At 29.5% G+C, this 22208-nt stretch carries 15 protein-coding genes and 1 pseudogene; 7 read left to right on the forward strand and 9 right to left on the reverse strand.

The window, feature by feature from the left end; all coding sequences use genetic code 11:
• The first annotated feature begins 5 nt into the window (after window positions 1-5).
• The 3 genes from WG950_RS05985 (at window position 6) to WG950_RS05995 (ending at window position 3586) form a co-directional block, all read left to right on the forward strand.
• Window positions 6-1373 carry an NAD-dependent succinate-semialdehyde dehydrogenase gene (locus WG950_RS05985; RefSeq protein ID WP_340934851.1) on the forward strand — a complete coding sequence of 456 codons (1368 nt, stop codon included), beginning with the start codon at window positions 6-8 and terminating at the stop codon, window positions 1371-1373.
• A 179-nt stretch (window positions 1374-1552) separates the two neighbouring features.
• Complete coding sequence (locus tag WG950_RS05990) at window positions 1553-2815, forward strand: putative DNA modification/repair radical SAM protein (protein WP_079738278.1); 1263 nt, start codon at window positions 1553-1555, stop codon at window positions 2813-2815.
• The gene (locus WG950_RS05995) at window positions 2816-3586 is read left to right on the forward strand and encodes a TIGR03915 family putative DNA repair protein (protein WP_340934854.1); all 771 of its coding nucleotides are present in this window, start codon (window positions 2816-2818) and stop codon (window positions 3584-3586) included.
• On the opposite strand, the gene WG950_RS06000 is transcribed toward WG950_RS05995, so the two are convergent.
• The gene (locus WG950_RS06000; protein WP_340934856.1) at window positions 3587-4147 is read right to left on the reverse strand and encodes a hypothetical protein; all 561 of its coding nucleotides are present in this window, start codon (window positions 4145-4147) and stop codon (window positions 3587-3589) included. It lies immediately after the preceding gene.
• A gap of 110 nt (window positions 4148-4257) precedes the next feature.
• Between WG950_RS06000 and ccsA the strand changes: the two genes are divergently transcribed.
• Window positions 4258-7401 (forward strand): cytochrome c biogenesis protein CcsA, encoded by a 3144-nt coding sequence (gene ccsA, locus WG950_RS06005; RefSeq protein ID WP_340934860.1) that lies wholly within the window; start codon window positions 4258-4260, stop codon window positions 7399-7401.
• Window positions 7402-7509: 108 nt separating this feature from the next.
• A complete protein-coding gene (locus tag WG950_RS06010) occupies window positions 7510-8025 on the forward strand; it encodes a hypothetical protein (RefSeq protein WP_077811263.1) in 516 nt (171 codons plus the stop codon).
• Window positions 8026-8106: 81 nt separating this feature from the next.
• On the opposite strand, the gene WG950_RS06015 is transcribed toward WG950_RS06010, so the two are convergent.
• The 7 genes and pseudogenes from WG950_RS06015 to porU form a co-directional block, all read right to left on the reverse strand.
• Window positions 8107-9741: a LysM domain-containing protein gene (locus WG950_RS06015; protein WP_340934862.1), complete on the reverse strand. Its 1635-nt coding sequence runs from the start codon at window positions 9739-9741 to the stop codon at window positions 8107-8109.
• Window positions 9742-9746: 5 nt separating this feature from the next.
• Entirely contained in the window at window positions 9747-11282 is a 1536-nt protein-coding gene (gene guaA, locus WG950_RS06020) for a glutamine-hydrolyzing GMP synthase (RefSeq protein ID WP_077811261.1), read from the reverse strand.
• 101 nt (window positions 11283-11383) lie between these two features.
• Complete coding sequence (locus WG950_RS06025) at window positions 11384-12448, reverse strand: ketoacyl-ACP synthase III (protein ID WP_340934865.1); 1065 nt, start codon at window positions 12446-12448, stop codon at window positions 11384-11386.
• Window positions 12449-12570: 122 nt separating this feature from the next.
• Window positions 12571-12957 carry a group III truncated hemoglobin gene (locus tag WG950_RS06030; protein ID WP_340934867.1) on the reverse strand — a complete coding sequence of 129 codons (387 nt, stop codon included), beginning with the start codon at window positions 12955-12957 and terminating at the stop codon, window positions 12571-12573.
• Between the two features lie 9 nt (window positions 12958-12966).
• Window positions 12967-13449 carry a cytidine deaminase gene (gene cdd / locus WG950_RS06035; protein ID WP_079738272.1) on the reverse strand — a complete coding sequence of 161 codons (483 nt, stop codon included), beginning with the start codon at window positions 13447-13449 and terminating at the stop codon, window positions 12967-12969.
• Between the two features lie 77 nt (window positions 13450-13526).
• Window positions 13527-14649, reverse strand: a pseudogene (gene porV / locus WG950_RS06040) (type IX secretion system outer membrane channel protein PorV).
• 46 nt (window positions 14650-14695) lie between these two features.
• Complete coding sequence (gene porU, locus WG950_RS06045; RefSeq protein ID WP_340934874.1) at window positions 14696-18106, reverse strand: type IX secretion system sortase PorU; 3411 nt, start codon at window positions 18104-18106, stop codon at window positions 14696-14698.
• 201 nt (window positions 18107-18307) lie between these two features.
• Here porU and gldJ point away from each other — a divergent pair, with 201 nt between their 5' ends.
• Together gldJ and WG950_RS06055 are read left to right on the forward strand one after the other, a co-directional pair.
• Window positions 18308-19987, forward strand: a complete 1680-nt coding sequence (gene gldJ, locus WG950_RS06050; protein ID WP_340934876.1) for a gliding motility lipoprotein GldJ — start codon at window positions 18308-18310, stop codon at window positions 19985-19987.
• A gap of 69 nt (window positions 19988-20056) precedes the next feature.
• Window positions 20057-21313 carry a UDP-N-acetylmuramoyl-tripeptide--D-alanyl-D-alanine ligase gene (locus WG950_RS06055; RefSeq protein WP_340934878.1) on the forward strand — a complete coding sequence of 419 codons (1257 nt, stop codon included), beginning with the start codon at window positions 20057-20059 and terminating at the stop codon, window positions 21311-21313.
• Here the strand turns inward: WG950_RS06055 and WG950_RS06060 are convergent.
• The gene (locus WG950_RS06060) at window positions 21303-22157 is read right to left on the reverse strand and encodes an N-acetylglucosamine kinase (protein WP_079738268.1); all 855 of its coding nucleotides are present in this window, start codon (window positions 22155-22157) and stop codon (window positions 21303-21305) included. The two genes, WG950_RS06055 and WG950_RS06060, sit on opposite strands and share 11 nt — an antisense overlap.
• Window positions 22158-22208: the final 51 nt, after the last annotated feature.

A 22208-nucleotide genomic window follows, 5' to 3' on the forward strand; every position in this document is an offset into this window, starting at 1 on the left:
TAATTATGGAAACAATTACAACTATTAATCCGGCAACGGAAAAAAAAATAAAAACATACAAAAGAGATTCTAAAGAAGAAGCATTAAATAAAGTTGAAATAGCAAATAAAGCCTATTTAAATTGGAAAAACACTTCGTTCGAAGAACGCTCTAAATTAATGCATAAACTTGCAGATATTTTTGATAAAAAAAAGAACGAATATGCAAATTTAGCAACAGAAGAAATGGGAAAAATAATTTCTCAATCTAAAAAAGAAATTGAAAAATGTGCTTTAGTTTGTAGATATTATGCAGATAACATTGAAGAATTATTAGCAGATAAAATTATAGAAACAGAAGCTAAAAAAAGCTACGTTACATATCAACCATTAGGTGTAACTTTGGCTGTAATGCCATGGAATTTTCCGTTTTACCAAGTAATTAGATTTGCAGCACCTGCTTTAATGACTGGTAATACAGCTGTTTTAAAACACGCATCTAATGTACAAGGTTGCGCATATGCTTTAGAAGATGCGTTTAAAGAAGCTGGTTTTCCTAGTGGAACTTTTACCAATTTAAATGTAACCTCAAAATTAATTAAACCAATTATAGAAGATAAAAATATTGTTGCAGTAACGCTAACTGGTAGTGAACCTGCAGGAAGATCTGTTGCAAAAATTGCGGGAGAAAATTTAAAGAAAACCGTATTAGAATTGGGCGGTAGCGATGCTTACATTGTTTTAGATGATGCCGATTTAGAAAAAGCTACAGATTTAGCTACTTTTGGTAGATTACAAAACAACGGGCAAACTTGTATTGCTGCTAAACGTTTTATAGTTTTAGAAGGTATTTATGATGATTTTCTAAAATTATTTACTAAGAAAATGCAAAATGCAAAATTAGGCAATCCTACAGACGAAGATGCCTATTTCGGACCAATGGCAAGAATTGATTTAAGAAATGAAATTCATGAACAAGTAGAAAAAACGATAAAACAAGGTGGGAAATTAGTTTTAGGAGGAAAAATTCCTGATCGTGTTGGTGCTTTTTATCCTGCTACAATTTTATCAGAATTAAAACCAGGAATGACTGCCTTTGATGAAGAACTTTTTGGACCCGTTGCTTCTGTTATTAAAGCTAAAGATGAAGACGAGGCTATAGCATTGGCAAACAACTCTACTTTTGGTTTAGGCTCTGGTGTCTTAACAGGAAATTCTGAAAGAGGTGAAAAAATTGCACTACAATTAGAAGCCGGAAATAGTTTTGTTAATAAACTAGTAGCTTCTGACCCTAGAATGCCGTTTGGCGGAATTAAAAATAGTGGTTACGGAAGAGAACTTTCTAGTTATGGAATTAAAGAGTTTGTAAACACAAAATCTATTTGGATTGACTAAGAAAGATTAAAAACATAACTCACTTACTAAAATACTCAACAAAAAATCCAATTTTAAAAATTGGATTTTTTTATGTTAAATCTAATAATTACCATTACAAAAACTTAAATTATTTTGTAAATTGCAAAGCTATTTTCATTAAAAAATCGAACACGCAAAAAACTACTTATCAGTAATTTATGTCATTTACTAGAACCTTAGAAAAGCTTAAAATTCTTGCTGACGCCGCCAAATACGACGTTTCATGTTCTTCTAGTGGAAGCAAAAGAACAAATACAAATAAAGGTTTGGGCGATGCAACTGGTATGGGAATTTGCCATTCGTACACAGAAGATGGTAGATGCGTTTCTTTATTAAAAATACTTCTTACAAATCATTGTATTTTTGATTGCGCTTATTGCGTAACTCGTAAAAGTAACGATGTTAAACGTGCTGCTTTTAAAGTGCAAGAAGTAGTCGATTTAACTATCAATTTTTACCGAAGAAACTATATTGAAGGGCTATTTTTAAGTTCAGGAATTTTTAAAAGTGCAGATTACACAATGGAACGTTTGGTTGCCGTTGCAAAAAAATTACGCTTAGAAGAAAATTTTAATGGCTACATACATTTAAAATCGATTCCGGGTGCTTCTGATGAATTGATGAGAGAAGCTGGATTATACGCAGACCGATTAAGTGTTAATATAGAAATACCCACAAAATCTGGATTAAAGTTATTAGCACCTGATAAAAATTTTGATGATTTTATAAAACCAATGAATAAGGTTAAGAATGAAATCATTCAATACAAAACCGAAAAGAAAATTATAAAAAGCACACCAAAATATGCGCCTGCTGGCCAAAGCACTCAAATGATTGTTGGTGCGAGTGGCGAAAACGATTTTCAAATTTTAAAAACTGCAGAGCATTATTATAAAAACTACAATTTAAAAAGAGTTTATTATTCTGGTTATGTGCCAATAAGTTTAGATAACCGATTGCCAAAAATTGGTACAGAAGTACCCATGTTAAGAGAAAATCGATTGTATCAATCAGATTGGTTAACTCGTTTTTATGGCTTTCAAACAAATGAAATAGTAAATCTAAATCATCAAAACTTAGATTTAGATATCGATCCTAAATTAAGTTGGGCTTTAAGAAATTTACATGAATTTCCGGTTGATGTAAATACAGCAGACAAAAGAATGCTGGCTAGAATTCCGGGAGTTGGTATGAAATCTGTTTCTAAAATTTTAATGGCAAGAAAATACAGAAGATTAAATTGGGATCATCTTAAAAAAATAGGAATCGCTTTTAACAGAGCACAATACTTTTTAGTTTGCGATAGCAATATTTTTGAAAGACGAGATTTAACAGCAGAAAAACTAAAGGCAAAGATCTTGAAGAATTCTAAGAGCAAATATGATAAAATGCTAAGTCCGCAATTAAATTTATTCTCTTAAATGCAAGAGAAAACACTAATTTACGATGGCTCTTTTGACGGATTTCTATGTTGTGTTTTTTACGTTTTTGAATATAAACTTAAAAATGCTAAAATTCAGAATGAATTTGTTTTACAAAATGCCTTATTTTCTGAAAATGAAAAAATAAGTACAAATAAAGACAAAGCAGACAGAGTTTGGAAAGGTTTAAAAACCAAAGCATCTACAATTAGCACTACAAAAATTTATTACGCATTTTTAAGCGAGCAGCCTGGTGTAGAAAATATTTTATTAGACTATATATCTTATATTTTTAAGAGTAATAAAAAAGTAGACACAGATTTTACTTACGATAGTGTTTTAAAAACATCAAAGATTGCTAAAAACGTTAGTAGAGAAAAACATAGAATGGAAGCTTTTGTTAGATTTAAACTTACAAAAGACGCAATTTATTTTGCAAACATAGCCCCAGATTTTAACGTTTTACCTTTAATTTCTAAGCACTTTAAAAGCAGGTATGCAGACCAAAAGTGGGTTATTTATGATATTAAAAGAAATTACGGATTATATTATGATTTAGAAGTAGTTACAATAATGCAAATGGAGTTTCCTAAAGATTTCAATTTTTCTAAAACTGATAAAAACTTTTTTTCTGAAGAAGAGCTTGAGTTTCAAACGCTCTGGCAAAACTATTTTAAAAGTACAAATATAACAGAGAGAAAAAACATGAAACTTCATATTCAGCATGTTCCAAAAAGATACTGGAAATATTTAAGCGAAAAACAACCTTAACTAAACTGTAGTTAAGTTATTTCTTTCTTCAACTAACACCATTATTTCTTCCGGAGATAAATAATATCTCTTAATTCTTTTTTTATAAACTTCAGAAATATCAGCATTATTTAAAATAAAATCCTTTGTTTTTAAAATATACGATTCCATTTTGTGTTTTACAGCAAAACTATCAGCAGCTCTTTCTGCTTCAACAATATGATTATCAGAAAAAAGGTATTTAACTCCAAACCAAATTAGGTTTAACTTGCTTCTATCTTGGTAATCCATAATATGACCTAATTCATGACCAATCCAACCAATAAATACATCCGTAGGTATATCTCTGGTAGAAAATTCTTTATCAGAAATTTTAAATTTCTCGCTAATTAAAATTAAAAATTTACGATCTTTTTTAGATTTAAAAAAACTATCAAAAGTTGGTCTCGCTTGCATAGTAGATTTTTTAATATTCTTTTTAAACTTAAATTCAATATGAATATTTTTTAACTGCGGATAATATTTTAAAGCGGTTTCTACTTCTGCTTTTATAGAATTTGGTATGATATGATATGAAGACATAAATATTGTGATTTTTTTAAAACTTTAATACATAAATATACCGCTATCTAGAAGTTCTTTTGTGCTTTTATGCTTAAATTTGTAACTCTTTTAAAAAGCATTTCAAAAGGATGAAAAAATTATTAAATTTCCTATATTCTACTCGCTTAATGGCGATATTATTTTTCTTATTTGCAACTGCAATGGCAATAGCCACTTTTATAGAAAATGATTACGGCACACAAACTTCTAAAGCTTTAATTTACAATGCTTGGTGGTTTGAAGCTATCATGTTTTTCTTTGTAATTAATTTCTTTGGTAATATTTTTAGATATAAACTTTACAAAAAAGAAAAATGGCCCGTTTTAATGTTTCATGCAGCTTTTTTATTAATATTAGTAGGTGCTGGTATTACACGTTACCACGGTTACGAAGGTATAATGCTAATTAAAGAAGGCGAAACAACAGATAAATTTTTATCGGAAACAACATATTTAAATGCAATTGTAGACGATGGTAATTCGCAAAAACCAGAAATAAATGCACCTATTATGCTTTCTGCTTGGGGTTCTAATTCTTGGTCTTATGCAGATAATTTTAAAACTGATAAAAATGACATCGATTTTAAATTTGAATTGGTAGACTACATTCCGTGGGCAGAAAAAAAATTAATTGAAGATGAAAATGGTGTAGAACATTTATTCTTTGTAGAATCTTCTGAAGGTACACGTCATGAACATTGGATAAAAAAAGGAACATTACAAAACATTCACGGTGTTTTAGTAGGTTTTGAAGCCGATAACAATAACGCGTCTATTAACTTTACAAATAAAGATGGTGCATTAAAAATGATTTCTAAAGACGATGGAGATTGGTTTAGAATGGCAGATCAAAAGAAAGGAAAAGTAGTTAAAGATTCTCTTCAAAATTTTCAATACCTAACTTTACACAACATTGGTAAATTACAATTTGTAATACCAAAACCTGCAGAAAAAGGGATAATGAAAACAGTTAGCGGACCAAAAAGTGATAGTGTTTTAGATGTTATTACTTTAGATGTAACGGCTAATAATGAGACCAAAAGAGTAGAACTAAAAGGCGGTAAATTTAATTCTGATGGTTCTAAAGAAGTTTCTGTTGGTGGCTTAAATTTTAGAGTTTTGTATGGTGCAAAAATTCTTACAACACCATTTAGTATTAAGCTAAACGATTTTCAATTAGATAAATATCCGGGTTCAGAAAGTGCTGCTGCATACGCTAGTGAAGTTACTGTGATAGACCCTAAAGAAACTTTCGATTATAGAATTTTTATGAATCATATATTAGACCATAGAGGTTATAAATTTTTTCAAGCTAGTTACGATTTATCAGGAGAAAAAGAAGAAACACATTTATCTGTAAATCATGATTTCTTGGGAACTTTTGTAACTTATTTAGGTTACTCGCTCTTATATATTGGTATGATATGTATTCTTTTTGCAAAAAATACTCGTTTTGATGATCTTAAAAAAAGATTAACAAAAATTAAAAAGAAGAAGCTAACAATGTCTGTTGTATTTGCAATATTCTTATCTAGTTTTACTTTTGCACAACATCAAAATCAGCATCAACCAAATAAAATTACCAATCAGCAAATAGATTCTATTTTAAAAGCTAACATGGTAGATGTAGCGCATGCAGAAAGCTTTAATAAATTGGTTATTCAGGATAATGGTAGAATGAAACCAGCGCATACTTTTGCTTCTGAATTGGTAAGAAAAGTGAGCAAATCTGAGAAATTTAAAGGTATGGAACCTAGTCAGGTTTTATTATCTATTATAGAAAATCCTAGATTTTGGTTTGAAGTTCCTGTAATTTATTTAGAAAAAGGAAATACTCAAATTAGAGAACTTATAGGTGTTGCAGAAACTACAGAATATGCTGCATTAACAGATTTTATAACCCCTGTTGGTATTTATAAAATAGAAAAGAAAGTTGCAGAAGCACAAAAAAAGAAAATTAAAAATAAATTTGAAAAAGATTTAATTAAAATTGACAGAAGAATTGGTTTACTATATTCTGCTATTGGCGGTGGAATTCTTAAAATTTATCCAATACCTGGTGATGAAAACAACAAATGGGTTTCACAACCAGAAACTTCTGAAGCTAATTTTAAGGGAACAGATTCTGTTTTTGTAAGACAATCTTTACCTGTTTATATTAACTTTTTACAAAAAGGTAAGAAAACCGGTGATTATTCAGATGCTGATAAAATTTTAGACGGAATTAAAAAATTTCAACAAAAATTTGGATCAGAAGTAATACCTACTGATAAAAAAATAGAATTAGAAATCTCATATAATAAAATTCAACCATTTCAATTACTATCAAAGTACTATGGTTACTTAAGTTTTTTATTATTAATTTTTGTTTTATGGCAAATCTTTATTTCTAAAAAATGGATAAACAATACAGTTAAAATATTATCTTTTGGTGCTGTTGGTTTATTTCTATTTCATACGTTAAGTTTAATTGCTAGATGGTACATAAGTGGTTATGCACCTTGGAGTAATGCATACGAATCTATTATTTTTGTTGCCTGGGCAACAATGCTATTTGGGCTTTTCTTTGGACGAAAATCTGCACTTACAATTACTGCAACTACATTTTTAGTAGCGATTACCTTAGGTTTTGCTCATCAAAATTGGTTAGATCCAGAAATTGCTAATTTACAACCAGTTTTAAATTCTTGGTGGTTATTGGTACACACTTCTATTATTGTAGCTAGTTACGGCCCGTTATCTTTAGGTATGATTTTAGGAATCTTTGCACTCTTATTAATGATTTTTACGAATGATAAGAATAAAAAGAGAATGGATTTAAACATTAAAGAAATTACCATAATTAACGAGATGTCTATAACTGTTGGTTTGGTAATGTTAACTATTGGTAACTTTTTAGGTGGAATGTGGGCTAACGAAAGTTGGGGGCGTTATTGGGGTTGGGATCCTAAAGAAACTTGGGCTTTAATTTCTATAATGATTTATGCATTTGTATTACACATGCGATTGATACCTGGTTTACGAAGCAAGTACACGTTTAACTTGTGGTCTATTATTGCATACGCTTCTATAATGATGACTTATTTTGGAGTTAATTTTTACTTGGCTGGTTTACATTCTTATGCTAGCGGAGACAGAGTAATTACACCAACATCTGTTTATTATTCTGTTGGTTTTGTATTAATAATAGGTGTTTTCGCATTTTTGAAACACAAAAAATATTATAAAAAATAATTTTAAAAGGAAGTAACTTTATATTTTAAGAAGAAAATGTATTTTTGCTCACGAAAAAATCAATCATAAATATTCTAGTTTACTAGAAATCACAAAAGAAATACTTATATGTTTCATAAAAATATTAAATTAATTTTAGCCGGTTTAATTTCTGTTTGGGCTGTTTACCATTTTGCACAAGGAAATATCATGAACGGAATTTCAATCTTACTATTAGCAGGAATTTTTGTTTTGTTTTATTTTAAAAACGAGTTTATTTTACTTGCTTTTTTACAATTACGTAAGCAGAATTTCGAAGGAACAAAAAAATGGTTAGATTATATCAAAAATCCAGAGGCTGCTTTAATTGTAAAACAACAAGGTTATTATAATTATTTACATGGTATTATGTTAAGCCAAAAGAATATTACACAATCAGAAAAATATTTACGTAAAGCTGTAAAACTTGGCTTGTCTATGGATCATGATTTGGCGATGGCTAAGTTACAATTAGCAGGAATTGCAATGACTAAAAGACGTAAAAGAGAAGCTACTAATTTAATGGCAGAAGCTAAAAAATTAGATAAACATGGTATGTTAAAAGAACAAATGCAAATGATGAAACAACAGATGAAAAAAATCTAACGTTTAATTTGCTTTATATTGCATAAAAAAATCCGATGAAATAATTTTCATCGGATTTTTTTTATAACTAAAACTCTAAGATTATTTTATTCTTGTTAGAGTTAAATCTTCATTATACTTTACAATAAACAAACCTTTATTTTCTACTATTTTAAAAAGCTTATCTGTATAATCAAACTTACTTTCTACTCTGTAAGAATAACCATCATCAAAAGTAGATTTTAAACTTTTTCCTGAGGCCAAACGCACAAGAATATCATAAGTAACATCAAAACCTTTTGTAGCATATGCAGAAGGTAAAACTCCGTTTTTAGCTAAATAATTTTTATTAAAAGCCATAGCGCTGTAAGAATCTTCTCTAACATACTCATCGCTAACATACGTAAAACCTAATTTAGCTAATTTAGAATTGTCTATTTTATCAAATGCGCTAACCTTATCAAAAGTAAATAATGATGCAGTTGTTTCTTCTGGCAAACTAATTAAACTATTGATAACACTTGCAATAATAATTTTATCGCTTGTTGTTAATACAACAATATTTTTCATGTTTGGTTTTAAAACATCTGTAAATTTTTGCTTTTTTATATAACCATCTTTTGGTGTGATTAAGCTAACACTGTTTATAGAATCGTGTGATTTTAAAACTTCTCTAATTTTATTAGAATCAAAGTTAGAAGTTGATTTTCCATCTCCAACAATAATTATGTTTCCGTCATGAAAGCTTTCTTCGATATAACTTAACAACTTATCTCTAAATAATTTTTTATTTGGAGAAGTTTTGATAATTCTACTAGAAGAAAATTTGGATTGCTTTTTAGAATATACCGGAAAAACAATAGGTGCATTTACATTATCTGCTACATATTCTACCTCTTCAGAATATAAAGGACCAATAATTACATCTTTCTTCTTAAGATTATTTTCTGCAACAATTGTTTTAATTTTTGTACTATTTCTACCAGTATCAAAAACTTCTACGTTTAATTCTACACCTTGTTTTCTTAACGAATCTATTGCTATTTCTGCACCTAAATATAAATCTGTAACAATATTTGCCAACCTACTGTTTCCAAAGATTTCATCGCTAGTTTTTGCTTCTAACTCTTGCGCTCTAAAAGGTAATAGAATTGCAGCATTTATAGAAACACCATCTTTAATTTCATCTACATAAACCAGTTCTTCTTCAAAAACATCTTCTACAGGCATAATTTTTATAAGTTGCCCAAGATTTAAACCGTCTTTTAATTCTGGGTTTAATTTGATTAACTCTTCTCTAGAAACACTGTAAAACCTCGTTAAGCTAAAAAAAGTATCTCCTTTTTTAACTTCGTGAATTTTGAATTCTTTTTCTAACTCAGAAATTAACAAACTTCTTTGTTTTTCTTTTTCTGATATTAAATCAACGTCTAAGTTTTCTGTTTCCTTTACTTTAGAATTGTCTTCTGTTGCATTTTCGTTCTTTTCTTTTGAAATAGAATTACTTACCGAATTCATATTCTTATTAGGAATAATGATTACAGTATTTGCATCCGGATTTTTATCTACATCAGGATTAAGACGCAATAAATCTTTGGTTTTCATATCTAATTTCTTAGCAATCTCACCAATAGATTCTCCTTCTTTTACTTTATATTGAATGTATTTTTTTTGCTGACCGCATGATACGGTAAACGTTAGAATACACAGAAAAACAAAAAATTTAAGATGTTTCATATATTTTATTCCCATTCTATAGTTGCAGGTGGTTTAGAACTAATGTCATACACTACTCTATTAACGCCTTTTACTTGATTTATTATTTTATTTGAAGTTTTTTGTAAAAATTCATAAGGTAAATTTACCCAATCTGCCGTCATTCCGTCCGTACTTTCTACAGCTCTTAAAGCAACAACTTTTTCGTATGTTCTTTCATCGCCCATTACACCAACAGAGTTTACAGGCAACAACATTGCACCTGCTTGCCAAACTTTATCGTACAAACCGTCTTCCTTTAATCCGTTTATAAAAACAGCATCAACTTCTTGTAAAATTCTTACTTTTTCTGCTGTAATGTCTCCTAATATTCTAATTCCTAAACCTGGTCCTGGAAAAGGATGACGACCTAATAATTCTGAATCAATTCCCATAGAAGCTCCAACTCTTCTTACTTCATCTTTAAAAATCATACGCAAAGGCTCTACAATTTTTAATTTCATATAATCTGGCAATCCACCAACATTATGATGACTTTTAATAGTTGCTGATGGTCCTCCGTTTACAGAAACCGATTCAATAACATCAGGATAAATTGTGCCTTGTGCTAACCAAGTTACGTCTTTTATTTGATTGGCCTCGTCATCAAAAACTTCTATAAATGCGTTTCCAATGGCTTTTCTTTTTTTCTCTGGATCAGAAATACCTTCAAGAGCTTTCAAAAAACGTGCCGATGCATCTACACCTTTTACGTTTAATCCCATTCCTTCATATTGCGCCAATACACTTTCGAATTCATTTTTACGTAAAAGACCGTTGTTTACAAAAATACAGTATAGATTTTCTCCGATAGCTTTGTTTAAAAGAACTGCTGCTACTGTAGAATCTACACCACCAGAAAGTCCTAAAACAACTTTATCTTTACCAACTTTTTCTTTGATAGCGTTTACTGTGCTTTCAACAAAAGAATCTGGTGTCCAAGTTTGAGCTACACCAGCAATTTTTACAAGAAAATTTTCTAATAATTGTTTACCATCTGTAGAGTGATATACTTCTGGGTGAAATTGAATCGCATAAGTATCTTCACCTTTTATTTTATAAGCGGCATTCTCTACATCTTTTGTGCTAGCTAATAACTCGCCATTTGTAGGTAATTCTTTAATTGTGTCTGAGTGACTCATCCAAACTTGGCTACCTTCAGAAATATTTTCAAAGAAAGTTTCATTACCTTTTATGTAAGATAAATTTGCTCTACCATATTCTCTTGTGTTTGAAGGTGCTACTTTTCCGCCAGAAAAATGAGCCAAATATTGAGCGCCATAACATACGGCTAACATTGGTTTTTTTCCTCTAAGATCTGTTAAATCTGGATGTAAAACATTTTCTCCTCTAACAGAATTTGGACTACCCGATAAGATAATTGCTTTAAATTCTGATTGATTTTTTGGTGGATGATTGTAAGGATGAATTTCACAATAAATGTTTAATTCCCTAACTCTTCTTGCAATAAGTTGTGTGTATTGCGATCCGAAATCTAAAATAAGTACGTTGTGTTGTTGCATGCGCAAAAATACTATTTCAGTTTAAATTTCAAATACTGAAATCGATATTTTTTACGAGAAATTAGAATTCGTTCATTTTAAGTAGAATTCGATTTAAAAGTTTAAATTTTATACACAATTGCATTGATATTCATACCAGCCCCAACAGAAGCTAAAATAACAACATCTCCTTTTGTAACAGCCTGATTTACTATATTTCCTTTTAAAACTAAATCTAATAATGTTGGTACTGTAGCTACAGAACTATTACCTAACTTATGTATACTCATTGGCATAATTGCTTCTGGCACTTTTTCTTTAAACAATCTATAAAAACGTTTTACAATTGCCTCGTCCATTTTTTCGTTAGCTTGATGAATAAAAATCTTTTTAACATCATTAATTCCGTAACCACTTTTATCTAAAGCAGTTTTCATGGCTGCAGGCACATTTGTTATTGCAAACTCATAAATTTTTCTTCCATACATTTTTATGTATTGTGTATTGTCGGTTTCATTTAAATTATAAGATTTACCAAAATGTAAAAAATATGCTTCGTCATTTGCGAAAGTTTGTGTTGCATGACTAATAATACCAGAATCACCTTCTAAAGTTTGTTCTACAATACAAGCACCTGCACCATCGCTGTAGATCATTGAATCTCTATCATGTTTATCTACAATTCTAGACAAAGTTTCTGCACCAATTACCAAACACTTTTTTGCAATTCCGGCTTTTATAAATGCTTGTGCCTGTATTACGCCTTCTACCCAACCTGGGCAACCGAAAAGAATATCATACGCAACACAATTAGGGTTTTTAATATCTAATTTATGTTTTACCTTACTCGCTAAACTTGGTAGCGCATCTCCTTGAATTTGACCTTCTTTTAAATCACCAAAGTTATGTGCTAAAATTATATAGTCTAATTCTTCTGAATTAATATTAGCATCTGTAATTGCTTTTTCTGCAGCAAAAAAAGCCATGTCAGAAGTATTTGTTTCTGGTTTTGCATAACGTCTTTCTATTATACCGGTTATATCTTTAAACTTTTCTATAATTACATTGTTATCTGCAGAAAAACTTGAACCGTCATTATTTAAAAAATCTGAGTTTAAAAATGTATTGTTTTCTACTTTTAAAGAAGGAATAAAGCTTCCGGTACCAGTAATTTTAGATGAAATCATGTCTTAAGAGGTTTATCTCTCAAAAGTAAGAAAGCTATTTTGTTTAAATTTACTATGCATGCATAGTAATGGAAGGTTCAAACTGTTAATTTATTTCTAAAGTAAAAATTTATAACAGTTGTTTAAGGCTTGTATAAATTCATTTTTAGTTGCATAACCGTAGCAATAGAGGTAGCTCTATTTTTCATTTGCTGTGCTATTTCACCAGAAAAATTTGCATCAATAGTTGTAAATAAATACGATGTCCAAATGACAAAATGTTTCTTTTTAAACTTAATAAATGCATTTTTATCTATATGTTTTTGCATTGTATTGTTTTTATAAGTTGTAGTTTGAAACAAAATATCGTTCCAGAAATCTGTAATTATTTCTAAATGCTCATTTAAATGATTATTAATTAAGATATCTTCAAAAAAAGGAAGCATTTGATCATCCTTTAGAAGTAAATCATAAAAATTAGTAATAATAAATTTTATGTCTTTTCTAGAAGAAATATCTTTTTTAATCATTAGAAATGATTATAAATAAGAACTATCAAAAGAAAACGGCAATAAAGATAAAAGTGATTCCGTTTTTACAATTTCTCCAACTTCTCCCATAAATAAAAGAGGAAAAGCTTGTTTTTGCTTTATTTCATATTCCGATAAAGATTGTCTACAAGCACCACAAGGCCCTACAGGTTTATCTACTTTTGTAATTGTAGAACTTGCCGAAATTGCAAGTTTTATGATTTTAACTCCAGGATACGTTGCTCCTGCAGCCCAAATTGCGACTCTTTCTGCACACATACCAGAAGGGTATGCTGCATTTTCTTGATTATTTCCTAAAACAATTTCTCCGTTTTCTAATAATAAAGCAGCGCCAACATTAAACTTAGAATAAGGTGCGTATGCTTTCTTGCGAGCATCAATTGCCTTATTCATTAAAAATTTATCATCTTTAGATAACTCTTCTATATCGTTATAAACAATAGCCGAAGAAGATATTTTAATTTCTTTCATATTATAAAGTCAAAAAAAGCAGCCCAAAAATGACTGCTTTAAATATTGTGCTAAAATTACTAAAAAATTATGATTTTTTAATACTCATCGTAAATTTCACCTAAATCAAAAGATAATGAAAAACGTAATGAATTTTCTAATGGATTATTTACATCTGAAGAATTAATTAAATATGACAAATCTATGTTTAAAGCATTCGTTTTAAAGCCACCACCTAATGTAAAATATTGTCTATTTCCTTTATCTTCACTTTCATGAAAATATCCTGTTCTTAATGCGAAGGCATTATTGTATAAATATTCTGCACCAACAGCATAAGTAACCTCTTTTAATTCTTCGCTAAAACCACCAGGAGCATCACCAAAAGAACTAAAAATTCCGTCAATCCAACCTTTTTCATCATTAGGATCATTTACTGTTGGCACCAGTAATTTAGTAAACTCTACAGTTGTTGTAATTGTATTATAATCATCTAAAATAAAATCGAAACCACCACCTAATTTAAGGTTTGTTGGTATAAAATCTTCTTCACCTGGTGTATAAGAAACCTTAGGACCTATGTTTGCGATATTAAAACCGATTCTATATTTACCATTAAAATTACCATAATTTTCTTCTAAAGATTGGTAATAACCAGAAACATCTACTGCAAAAGAATTAATTGGCTGTAAAGAATTACCAGAAGTTCCGTTAAATGCTAAATTAGATCTTATGTATTTTAAAGAAACTCCCATTGCAAAAGTTTCACTTAACTTTAATGAGTAAGAACCAGTTGCAACAAATTCGTTTGGATTTATAGATCCATTTTCTGCACCGTTGCTATCGGTTAAATCTATTTGACCCAAAGAGAAATATTTAAAATCTGCACCCCAAGCTGCATTTTCACTAAATCTATTAATATAAGAACCACTTCCTATAAAAATATCATCTGTTAAATTACGTAACCAAGGCGAATAGGTAATACCCGTATAAATTTGTCTATTGCTAAACGCTATTTTAGCAGGATTGTGAAACAAAGAAAAAGCATCTGCACTTGTAGCAACACCAATATCTCCCATACCACCTGCCCTAGCATCTGGTACAATTAATAAAAAAAGGTGTAGCTGTTGTAATACCTCCTGTTTGTTGAGTATCTGTCTGTGCCGCAATTTTAAATGTTGCAAAAGCACTTAATAATAAACATAATCCTAATTTCTTCATTTTATATTCTCTGTTGAATTTTATTCTAATTACAAATATCTATATTTTATTGAAGTATTACTAATTTTTCATACTTCTCTGACACTAAATTACTTGTTGTAGATTTAACTCTTAGTTTATAAACATAAACCCCTTTACCAATTTTATTACCAAAATCATCTAAACCATTCCAAGTTATACTTCTAGACAAATTACCAACCGTAATAATATTTCTATTAATAGTTTTTACCAATTTACCAGAAATTGTAAAAATTTGCACTTGTACTTCTAAATTTTCGTTTGGTTTATTATGGTTAAACCAAAACTCTGTATAATTTACAAAAGGATTGGGATAGTTTAATACGTTTTCTAAATTTAAAATTGCATCACTAACAACTACGAAGTTTAACGTTAATTCTGATGAGTTATTGTATGTATCCCAAACTTTTATTTTTAATGTGTGTGGGCCAACTTCTAAATCTCTTAATCTATATGTAACTTTCCCTTTTGTAAAGTCGTTTAATTCTGTTTGATAAAAGTCATTTAATACAATAGGATTTGTGGTGTCGCCATCTAAAATCCCAATAATATCATGATCTACGGCAGTAATAGAAGTATTAATACCACTAACATCCGATAATAACGCAATTAAATTAGGAGAAGCATTTGTATTGCCACCGTCTATAAAAGACTCATCATTCATAAACAATTTAATTTCTGGGCCAACGGTATCTTCTGGTGCATTTTCATTAATACCACCAATTACCAAATCTATATTATAACCTGCTTTTTCTGATGTACCATTTTCTGCATAAAAACTTACTTTACCGTTTCCGAGTGCAATTTTAATATCTTTTGGCACAATAAAATCAAACTTAAACGCTCCGTTTTCTATACTAGATTTACCTCTAAACAACTTACTGTCTTGTGTGTCAAAATCTAGAGTTTCTCCAAAACTATTGTTTCCTAAAGTTGTTTTATCAATAATTTTATCGAAAACTGTTGTAGATAAAACACCGTTAAAATTATTTAAAACAGCATCTGAATTATTAACAATTACACCCTCGAAACTTACTTTAGACAAAGCTTTTAAAGTATCTAATGGTTGCGAAATATCTTTACCGTTTAATTTTGTGATTTTTATATTTGGTTCTGGCACTGCAAGTTTCATTGCCGGGTCTCCGAAAGAATAGATAAAAAACTTCTGTATACTCGAAAAATTATTTTTTGCTTGTGTTAAAGATTCTGCAATTGTAAATTTTTCATCATTAAATTCTAGTAAAATTCTAATTAAACTTTCATTAAACTGTTGCCCAACATTTATAAAAACCTCTCTTGTTGTAGTAATCATGCTAGATGCGCCACCATTTTTATTCCATAATGTTAACTCACCTGCAGTAATTCTACTCGGATTATCGAATCTAGAAAAATCGCAAGTAACTGTAATTAAAAGAGGCAACGTATTAATATTATTAAACTCTTGAATTTGAGGTTTTTCTAATATCCTTTCTGCTGCAAAACCATCTTCACCACCGTGCCCAAAATAATCAAAAACTAAAGTACCTTTTTCTATTGCATTCGTAATTGCTGTTTTTACTTCCGGATAACGTTCTCCACCAGAAGAATTTTGTTGTACAAAAGCATCAGCATAAATTTTACTAACATTAAAAATTGGTTTTCTATTTTTAATTTCATCAGCAATCGACTCTACACCTTTCTGAATTGGTATATCAAAATCATCATCAATATCATCTGCTAAAAGGGTTACTGTATTTCGCCAATCTCCTTTAGAGCTTTCATCATAATAACTTAAAATTTTAGTTACAACATCTTCTGCTTGCGATATTCCTGTAACTGGTATTCTGCTAGAAACAACATCTATGGTATGAGAAGAACTCATGCTACCCTCATTTGTATCTAACATCACAAAAAAATCATCTGTCACATAAGAAAAAGCTAAATTAAAGTGATAAATATCATCCGTTTGAGAAGGTAATTTAACAGGAACCACATTATTGTTATTTGCAATTCTACCTTTGTAATCGTAAGAAGAATCGCCAAAGAAACATACAAATTTTAACTTTTTATCTTCGGATGAATTGGTTGTATATAAATGTCTTATAAAATCTCGAATACCTGTAATATCTTTAGAGCCTGATGCAAACTCATTATAAATTTCATCTAAAATAACAACCTTTGTAGATAATCCGGAATTTGTTTGATGATAATCTGCCAATCTTTGTGCTTGTGAAACCAAATCTTTGCTAGTAATTACAAGATAATTTATGTCTTTTAAAGCATGTAAATTTTGATTTTCTACTCTCGAATTTTCAATAGTTCCTGGTATATAAAAATCCGAAGAATTTAATACAACATATTCATTTAAAACTCCTCCGTTGGCTTTAAATGTAAAATCTGAAGTAGAACTTTCGTTAGTTATTAATTCAGGATTAATAGCATTCGATACATCCCAAACTTGATAAATTTCCGCTGCATTTTTTACTTGAAACTCAACTGTGCCACTCGCATCAAATTGATTAAAACTTCTAAAACCAAACTGTTTACCGTTTGCTAAAAGATTTTTTTTACCATAAATCTCAATAAAATCTAAAAAAGCATTTGCAGACGGATTTCCGTTATTGTTGTAATTTAATTCTAAAGTAATTGCGTTTGTTGGGTTGCTAAATGCTGCAGTTCTTTCTGATGTTACAGCTTTTGTTAACGAACTCGGATTTAAACCACTAAAACTAAGCGTATATAAATCTGTATTATTTGCTTTTACCGATAATGTTGATGATGAAATGGAATTACTTACAGCTCTTGTTCTAATAAATATATCTTCATTTACCAATACTTTATCAAAAGGTATTGTAAAACTCTGTGTATTTTCGATATTAAAATTGTCATCAAAAAACCATTGTGTACCTGCACCTAATAAGTTTATCTCTTCTTTTTCATAAAAAATAAAATCATCAAAACTAGAAATTTGTGTAGCTACATTATTTGTGTTTAAAGCTTTATTTTGAATTCTTTTTCCGGCAGTATTTCCTACTGTTATAAAATAATAAGCCTTATCAGAATATATATTTTGTCTATGTTTAGCACTTTTGTTTGCAGTATCTAAAACCCAATCGTGAGGGCCTTTCGCATAGAATAAAATAAAATCGTTGGCATCGAAACTACCGTCAGATTCACCTTCTACGTAAATAGCATTTTCCTGTAAATCTTGATACCTAAAATCATTATTTACAAAGGGCAATAAAGCACCACCGTTACCATAAATCCTTATATTTTGAGGGTTTATATTATTTGTAGAAACTCCAATTCTTTGTAATAAATTTCTATCGATCTTAAAAATACCTGTTGTGTCTACAGAAAATTTAAACCAGTCTCCAGAAGCCAAAACAGATGAATTTACTTGTGCGTTTAATTGCAACGCACAACATACTGTTAGTATTAGTAGAAGATTTTTTTTCATAAAATAGTAATCAAATAACGTAAAATAAGTGTTTATATTTTAACAACCACAAATATAAGTTATACTAAATATATAAAGCTTACGTTTAATAGAATGTGTATAAAAAATTGATGCGTTAAAATTTATATTTTTCTTGCACTAAATTTTATTTATTGTAAATTGCATCCTTAATAAAAACCCTAAATAATTTTCGATTAGGAAATGGAAAAAATTTTTAAAATATCTTTAGTTGTTTTCACAACATTGCTTTTAGCAAATTGTAATAGATCTACAACTGGTAAATCTAGATTAACTGGTTTATCTTTTAACGATCCTAAAAACGGAAATTATATAAGAAACAGCTCTTTCGAAGGCCAAGAAACTCCGTTAGGAATGGTAGATATTGAAGGTGGTTCTTTTACAATGGGGCAAGTTCAAGACGACGTAATGTTCGATTGGAATACAACTCCGAAGAAAATTCATGTTCGATCTTTTTTTATGGACGAGGCAGAAGTAACAAATTCTGAATACTTTTTATATGTGCAATATATGAAAGATGTTTTCTCTCCTTCTGAAGAGAAATACAAGCACATTTACAATTCTACTTTACCAGACACCTTAGTATGGAGAAAAAGTTTAGGTAATACCGATATTTTAACAGAAAACTATTTTAGACACCCAGCATATGCAGATTACCCAGTTGTTGGTGTTACTTGGTTACAAGCTAATGAATACTGTAAATGGAGAACAAACGCAGTAAACTTAAAAAAGTTAATTGATAAAGGCCATATTAAAAATATTTTTGAATCTGACTCTACAAGAAACTTTTTTGATACAGAAAGATTTTTAAATGATTCTGATAGGCTTTTTGATGGAGATACAACAATCTATAAAAGAGGTGTAAGAACCAGAGTTGTAAGACGTAGAGGAGAACCTAGACCAGGACAAGATGATTTTCAAGGTAGAAAAATAACACAAGCAGACGGCGTTCTTCAACAAAAATTTAGATTACCTACAGAAGCAGAATGGGAATTTGCAGCAAAAGCGATTGTAGAAAACAGAGAATATAATACTGTTAGAGGAAGAAAAAAATATGCTTGGAATGGTAAATACACAAGAGCTCAAAAGAAAAGATTTAGAGGAGACCAGTTAGCTAACTTTAAACAAGGTAAAGGACAGTATAGTGGTTTACCTGGTTGGAGTTCTGATGGTTCTGATATTCCTATTAGAATTAAATCTTACCCTCCTAATGCCTTCGGATTATATGATATGTCTGGTAATGTAGCAGAATGGGTTGCTGATGTTTATAGACCAATTATCGATAACGAAGCAAATGATTTTAATTATTTTAGAGGTAATTTATTTACTAAAAAAATGATAAATCAAGAAGGAAAAGTTGTTATTGTTGGTAATGATGTAGCTGTAGAATATGATACTTTACCAAATGGTAGCGTTATACCAAAGCAACTACCTGGAACAATTAAATATGTACCAATTACAAAAGATGATGCATCTTTTAGAACTAATTTTTCTAGAGCAGAAAATGCAAATATTAATGATGGTGATTTAAACTCTAGTAGATTTTATGAAGATGATGAAGATCGTTTTGCTTCTAGACCAAGTATGTATAATTCACCAAAAAAACCTGCAAGATTTAGAGACTCTTTATCTGGTAGAGATGTATTAATAAATGATGACAAGAAAAGAAGAACGCTAATTAGCGATCAAACAAGAGTTTATAAAGGTGGTTCTTGGGCGGATAGAGAGTATTGGTTAGATCCAGCTCAAAGAAGGTATTTACCAGAATATATGGCAACAAACTTTATTGGTTTTAGATGTGTTACAGACAAATTTGGTCCAATGACATATAAAAAACGTACTGCCAGAAATCCTAGTAGATAATACACGTATATTTTAAAAAAACAAACCTCATTGTGACTTCACAATGAGGTTTTTTTATATCTTTATTTTATGAATATAACAGAAATCTATAAGCTTTACTCTAAAAACTACTTAGTAGATACAGATACAAGAAAAATTAGAGAAAACACACTTTTTTTTGCTTTAAAAGGAGATAATTTCAATGGAAATAAATTTGCATCAGAGGCTATAAAAAAAGGTGCTAGTTTCGCTATTATAGATGAAGAAGAATATCATAATAATAAAACTACAATTCTTGTAAAGAACGTTTTAGAAACTTTACAAGATTTAGCTCGCTACCACAGAAAGCAATTAAAAGCTACAATTATAGCTCTTACAGGTAGTAATGGTAAAACAACTACCAAAGAATTGATAAATGTTGTTTTATCTAAAAAATACAATACAAAAGCAACAAAAGGGAACCTAAACAATCACATAGGAGTTCCCTTAACACTTCTTTCTTTTACTCCGGATGAGGAAATGGGAATTGTAGAAATGGGTGCAAACCATCAAAAAGAAATTGAATTCTTATGTTCGATAGCGAATCCAGACTATGGATATATCACAAATTTTGGAAAAGCACATTTAGAAGGTTTTGGTGGTGTAGAAGGTGTAATTAAAGGCAAGAGTGAATTGTATAATTATTTAATAAAGAATAATAAAACTGCTTTTATTAATTCTGATGACGAACTTCAAGTGCAAAAAACTAATAATTGTAATACAATTCATTTTAATAGTTCTATAAAATTAATTGACGCCTCTCCTTTTGTTAAATTATCTTTTAACAGCAACATAATTACCACCAATCTAATAGGATCTTATAATTATAATAATATTGCAGTTGCAATTACCATTGGTAATTATTTTAAAGTTTTAGATGTAGATATACAATCAGCAATCGAGAAATACACACCAACAAACAACCGCTCTCAAATAATCAATAAAGAAAGTAATTATATCATTTTAGATGCCTACAATGCAAATCCTTCGAGCATGAAAGTTGCTTTAGAAAACTTTGCTAGATTAGAGTCTAAATTTAAAACTGTTATCTTAGGTGATATGTTTGAGTTAGGAAGTTCTGCTGAAATAGAACATCAATACATAGTCGATTTAGCTGATAGTTTTAACTTCGAAAACACATTTTATGTAGGCGAAAATTTTCATAAAACTACAACAAAAAATAAAAAATTAATTTCATTTTCAGAATTAGAAGATTTTATAAAAAAGAATCCTCTAGAAAATCAAAAAATATTAATTAAAGGATCTAGAGGAATGGGTTTAGAAAGAATATTAAATTTTATAGATTAATATTTTCTTTATGATATTCTAACAGGTTATCTATTGGTCTTTGTATTACACCAGTAATTTTAAGATTGTATTTACTTGCAACTTTTTCTAAAATATCACTAAAATAATGTGCAATAGAACCTATAAAATAAATTTTTGTTGATTCGTCTTTGTTGTAAGGCAGTATTCGATATTTAAAAAATTCTTGAAACCCTTTTTTAATCAACCTCTTAATATATTTTTCATCTTTAAAATCGAACATAAATTTAGCAAATGTTGCCAAGTACATATTAGGATTCGCTTCTTTATAAATATTATTTTTTATAAAATCTGCTTCTAAATTAAACTCATTTTCAAATTTTGAAGCTATTTTTTTGGGCATATTTTTGTAGTAATAATCTATAATTAGTTTTTTACCAAAATAATTACCACTTGCTTCATCCATCAAAATATATCCAAGAGAAGGCACAACCATTTCCATGTGTTTACCATCAAAATAACAACTATTAGAACCTGTTCCTAAAATACATACTATTGCTGGTTCTTTGCCCGTAGCAGCATAAACAGCTGCCAACATATCTTCAGCAATAAAAACTTTGGCATTTACAAAAATAGTTTCTAATACTTTTTTTAATACTGCAGTAGGTTTTGGTGTACCACAACCTGCACCATAAAAATGAATTTCTGTTACATCATCTTTAATATTAATAAGCTGAAACATATTAATAATTCTATTATGCAACTCTTCCTCTTCTACAACTACAGGGTTCAATCCCAAAGTTCGAACTCTAAATTCTTCTTTTTTATTCGTATTTAAAGCAATCCAATCTGCTTTTGTAGAACCTCCGTCTGCAATTAAAATCATAATATTATTGTTTTAATCAAATATATAATAACTTCAATCAATTGGCAATAG

This window comes from Polaribacter marinaquae (assembly GCF_038019025.1).
GTDB lineage: Bacteria > Bacteroidota > Bacteroidia > Flavobacteriales > Flavobacteriaceae > Polaribacter > Polaribacter marinaquae.